Source organism: Neisseria sp. P0021.S005 (assembly GCF_051956955.1).
Window position 1 is genome coordinate 1 of sequence record NZ_JBQCWY010000205.1, and the last position, 4,891, is coordinate 4,891.

Genomic DNA, 4,891 nt, shown 5'->3' on the forward strand with positions numbered 1-4,891 from the left:
GCGCCCAAAGCGGTTTCTTGTGCCATTGCGGTTGTATTCCTCTAATATAAATCCGTATTTTCGTCATACGGCAATAAGGTGCTATTGTAGTATAAAGACTGTGATTTGGCTAAATTTTTCTGAGAATGTTCGATTGTAAATGTTTATTTTGCAAACGAGCTGGCACACTTATCTCAATAGGCGTTATGAAAGGTCGTCTGAAAATGTTCGGCACAATCTGCCATATTTGTTTTCAGACGACCTCAAGTGCACAGATGAAGCGCTTCATATTTTGCTAGCTTAAGAAGAGGGTTTGAAATGCCTATGCGATAATCTTTACTGGACTTCTTTTTGCAAAAGCAGGCCGATTTTGCTGTTTTCGGACTGTTCAATATTAGGCAGGATGTCGTCAGCAGTAAACGCTTTGCCATCATTGCCAACACTACGCAAATAATAATGAGCATCGCCACTGCGTTCGTAATAAAACAGTCGGAGCGGTTCGGAACTCAGAGGCGTAGTACTCGTATCATACATAAATATCGGCTTGTTTGGCTGAGATTCTTGGAGCTGCTCTAATGATTCAGGATAGACACCGTGTTGCAGACGGTAGAATTCGACTTCGGAAACCAAACTAGACAAAGTATTTACCGTCAGTTGCTGCCTCAGTTCGTCGTACATGCCTCCTCGCTGAACAAAGCCGAAATAAAACAATGCGCCGTAAAGCGCGACGGTGCATAACATTCCTAAGGAGGCAATCAAGGCAACGATTTTTGCACCGCGTTTGCGCCATCCCAATATACTTAAAACCAAAGCCGCTATGCCGAAGATCAAACCGATGAGCGGAATAAAGGAAACGCCTGCAAGGACATAAGCGGCTGTGTGGATTTTGGCAGGTGGTGCGACGAATGTGTGGTTTTCAGTATTTTCCATTGTAAGGTCCGGATGTATAGTTTAAGGCCGTCTGAAAAGTACCATATCATAATATCATATAAATAGGCGTTTTCAGGCGACCTTTTTAGATTTTACCCGCGAGTTTTGGCAATATCTGGCGTATCAACCACTACGTCGGTATTTTGCGCGCGATGGCGTAAGGCGTGGTCAATCAATACCAAGGCCAGCATGGCTTCTGCAATCGGAGCGACGCGTAATCCGACGCAGGGGTCGTGGCGACCGTGTGTGGCAAGCTCGACAGGGTTGCCTTCTATATCAATACTGCGGCGCGGTGTGGCGATGGAACTGGTCGGTTTGATGGCAATATTCACATGAATGTCTTGTCCGGTGCTGATGCCGCCCAAGATGCCGCCTGAGTGGTTGGACAGGAAGCCTTGCGGGGTGAGTTCGTCGCCGTGTTCGCTGCCGCGCTGGACGACGCTGCCGAAGCCCGCGCCGATTTCCACGCCTTTGACGGCGTTGATGCCCATCATGGCGTAGGCGATTTCGGCATCGAGGCGGTCGAAAACGGGTTCACCCAAGCCGACGGGGACGTTGGACGCTTCGATATGCAGTTTCGCGCCGACGGAATCCAACGATTTGCGCACGCTGTCCATATAGTTTTCCAGCTCGGCGATTTGGCTTTGGTTGGCAGCGAAGAAGGGATTTTGGGAAATGTACTCGTAGCCTTCAAACTGAATTTCTTTTTCGCCGACTTGGGTGACGTAGGCGGTGATTTCCGTGCCGAATTTTTCTTTCAGCCATTTTTTCGCAATTGCTCCGGCTGCAACGCGGGCAGCGGTTTCGCGGGCGGAACTTCTACCGCCGCCGCGATAGTCGCGTGTACCGTATTTGTGCCAGTAGGTGTAATCGGCATGTCCGGGGCGGAAACTGGTGGCGATATTGCCATAGTCTTTGCTGCGTTGGTCGGTATTGCGGATTAGGAGAGCGATAGGTGTACCGGTAGTTTTGCCTTCGAATACGCCGGAGAGGATTTCGACTTGGTCGGCTTCGCGACGTTGGGTAACGTGGCGGCTGGTGCCGGGTTTGCGACGGTCAAGGTCATATTGGATATCCGCTTCGCTCAATTCTAATCCTGGCGGGCAGCCGTCGATGATGCAGCCCAAGCCTGCGCCGTGGCTTTCGCCGAAAGTGGTAACGGTAAAGATTTGTCCGAAGGTATTGCCTGCCATAGGGATACTCTTTTGAAATTGGGTTTGGAAATTTTTTACTTGTTTGGATAATTCTCAGGCCGTCTGAACAGATGTGAGAACGAAATCAAAGATTCTCGTTTCACCGTTCAGACGGCCTTTTGAGATGACTACTTAGTTCAATTTACCGTGGCACTGTTTGTATTTCAGGCCGCTGCCGCAAGGGCAAGGATCGTTGCGGTGAACAATCAGGCCGTTTTGTGCAAGCGCTTCAGGGCTGAAGTCTGTGCCGTCAGGGTCGAACGCTTCTGTAACCAAATCGGTTTGCGATTGACCGAGCAATTCTTCCATATCAGGCGCATCGGAGTGGACGGTTTGAACATCGCTGACGCTTTGTGCGGCGGTGTGGTCGTATTCGCTATTGCGCTCGATTTGAACGGCAGTCAGCAAAGCGGCAATGTTTTGTTTGATACCGCGCCACAGATTTTCAAACATGGCGAAAGCTTCGCGTTTGTATTCCTGTTTCGGATTTTTCTGAGCATAGCTGCGCAGATGGATACCTTGGCGCAAGTAGTCCATAGCGGCGAGGTGTTCGCGCCATTGGTTGTCGATAACTTGCAGCATAACATTGCGTTCGAAGTCTGACATAGCCTGTTTGCCGACCAATTCAACTTTTTCGGCATACTCGTCTTCGATGCGCTTGATGAGGCGTTCTTTAATGTCTTGGTTGTCCAAAGTGCTGTCTTCTTTCAGCCAGCCTTTAATATCGACATGCAGGCGGAAATCGGCGGCAAGTTGGTGCTCCAGTGCTGGAATGTCCCATTGCTCTTCCATGCTGTCAGGCGGGATGTGGTAATCAACCAAGTCGCTGATAACGTCGGCGCGGATTTCGCGGGTCAAATCACTGACATCTTTGCTGGTCAGGATTTCGTTGCGTTGATGGTAGATCACTTTACGTTGGTCGTTGGCAACGTCATCATATTCTAAAACCTGTTTACGCATATCAAAGTTGCGGCCTTCGACTTTACGTTGTGCGCCTTCGATTTGACGGGTCAGCAGGCCGTGTTCGATGGCAACGCCGCGTTCAGGTGCCAGGCGGTTGAGGATGGCGGCGGCACGGTCGAGTGCAAACAGGCGCAACAATGGATCTTCAAACGATAGATAGAAACGGCTGGAGCCGGGGTCGCCCTGACGGCCGGCACGACCACGCAACTGGTTGTCGATACGGCGGCTTTCATGGCGTTCTGTACCGATAATATGCAAACCGCCTGCGGCCACAACTTGGTCGTGTTCAGCTTGCCAACCGCTTTCAAGGGCAGAAATTTGCGCTTGTTTTTGCTGTTCGCTCAGGGTTTCATCGGCATGGATGGCTTCGATTTGATGTTTGAGGTTGCCGCCCAAAACAATATCGGTACCGCGGCCTGCCATGTTGGTGGCAACGGTAATTGCGCCGACTTTACCGGCTTGAGCTACAATCAATGCCTCGCGCTCGTGTTCTTTGGCGTTCAGAACGTTATGCGGCAGACCGGCTTTGTGTAACAAGTCAGAAACCAGTTCGGAGTTTTCGATGCTGGTGGTGCCGACCAAAACCGGTTGACCGTTTTTGTGGCATTCGGCAATGTCTTTGACAACGGCTTCAAATTTTTCTTCAGCTGAGCGGAAGATTTGGTCGTTGAAGTCTTTACGTTGTACAGGACGGTTGGTCGGGATGATGACGGTTTCGAGGTTGTAAATGCTTTGGAACTCGAAGGCTTCGGTGTCGGCCGTACCGGTCATACCGGATAGTTTGCTGTACAGGCGGAAGTAGTTTTGGAAGGTAATAGATGCAAGCGTTTGGTTTTCGCGTTTGATTTCTACGCCTTCTTTGGCTTCAACAGCTTGGTGCAAGCCTTCGGACCAACGGCGGCCGGCCATCAGACGGCCTGTGAATTCGTCCACAATCACGATTTCACCGTCTTGAATGACGTAGTGTTGGTCTTTGTGGAACAGGGTGTGCGCACGTAATGCCGCCATGAGGTGGTGCATCAGGGAAATATTGGCGGCAGAGTAGAGCGAGTCGTTTTCCTGTAATAAGCCCATTTGTGTCAGGATTTGCTCGGCGTGTTCGTGACCAGCTTCGCTCAGAATAACTTGGTGTGCTTTTTCATCTACCCAGTAATCGCCTTCGCCTTCTTCGGTTTCTTGGCGGATAAGGTGGGCCGGAACGGCATCCATTACGCGGTAGAGCTGGATGTTGTCATCTGCCTGGCCGGAAATAATCAGCGGCGTACGCGCTTCGTCGATCAGAATGGAGTCCACTTCGTCGACAACGGCAAAGTTCAATTCGCGCTGAACTTTGTCGTATTGGTCGGTAACCATATTGTCGCGCAGGTAGTCGAAGCCGAATTCGTTGTTGGTGCCGTAAGTAATGTCGGCACCGTAAGCGGTTTGGCGTTCGAAAGGTTGCAAATCGGCGACGATCACGCCGACACTCAAGCCTAAGAAGTTGTACAAAGGCTCCATAATGCTCGCGTCACGGGAGGCGAGGTAGTCGTTGACGGTAACGACGTGGACGCCTTTTCCTGACAATGCATTCAGGTAAACGGCAAGGGTGGCCACCAGAGTTTTACCTTCACCGGTACGCATTTCGGCGATTTTGCCGTTGTGCAGAACCATACCGCCGATAAGCTGTACATCAAAGTGGCGCATGCCCAATACACGGCTTGATGCTTCGCGGCAGACGGCAAAGGCTTCGACCAAGATGTCGTCCAGGCTTTGTCCGTCGGCGAGACGTTGTTTGAATTCGGCTGTTTTAGCTTGCAGTTCTGCATCGCTCAATGCCTGCATTTGTT

Annotated in this window: 3 protein-coding genes; all 3 read right to left on the reverse strand. The window is 50.8% G+C overall.

The window, feature by feature from the left end; all coding sequences use genetic code 11:
• Nucleotides 1-315 precede the first annotated feature (315 nt).
• The gene (locus tag ACTHUE_RS11005) at nt 316-909 is read right to left on the reverse strand and encodes a type II secretion system protein GspG (RefSeq protein WP_128581235.1); all 594 of its coding nucleotides are present in this window, start codon (nt 907-909) and stop codon (nt 316-318) included.
• 92 nt (nt 910-1,001) lie between these two features.
• Nucleotides 1,002-2,102, reverse strand: a complete 1,101-nt coding sequence (gene aroC, locus ACTHUE_RS11010; RefSeq protein WP_440361196.1) for a chorismate synthase — start codon at nt 2,100-2,102, stop codon at nt 1,002-1,004.
• A 132-nt stretch (nt 2,103-2,234) separates the two neighbouring features.
• Nucleotides 2,235-4,891, reverse strand: a 2,657-nt coding sequence (gene secA, locus ACTHUE_RS11015; RefSeq protein WP_440423472.1) for a preprotein translocase subunit SecA, incomplete at its 5' end; no start/stop codon positions are given.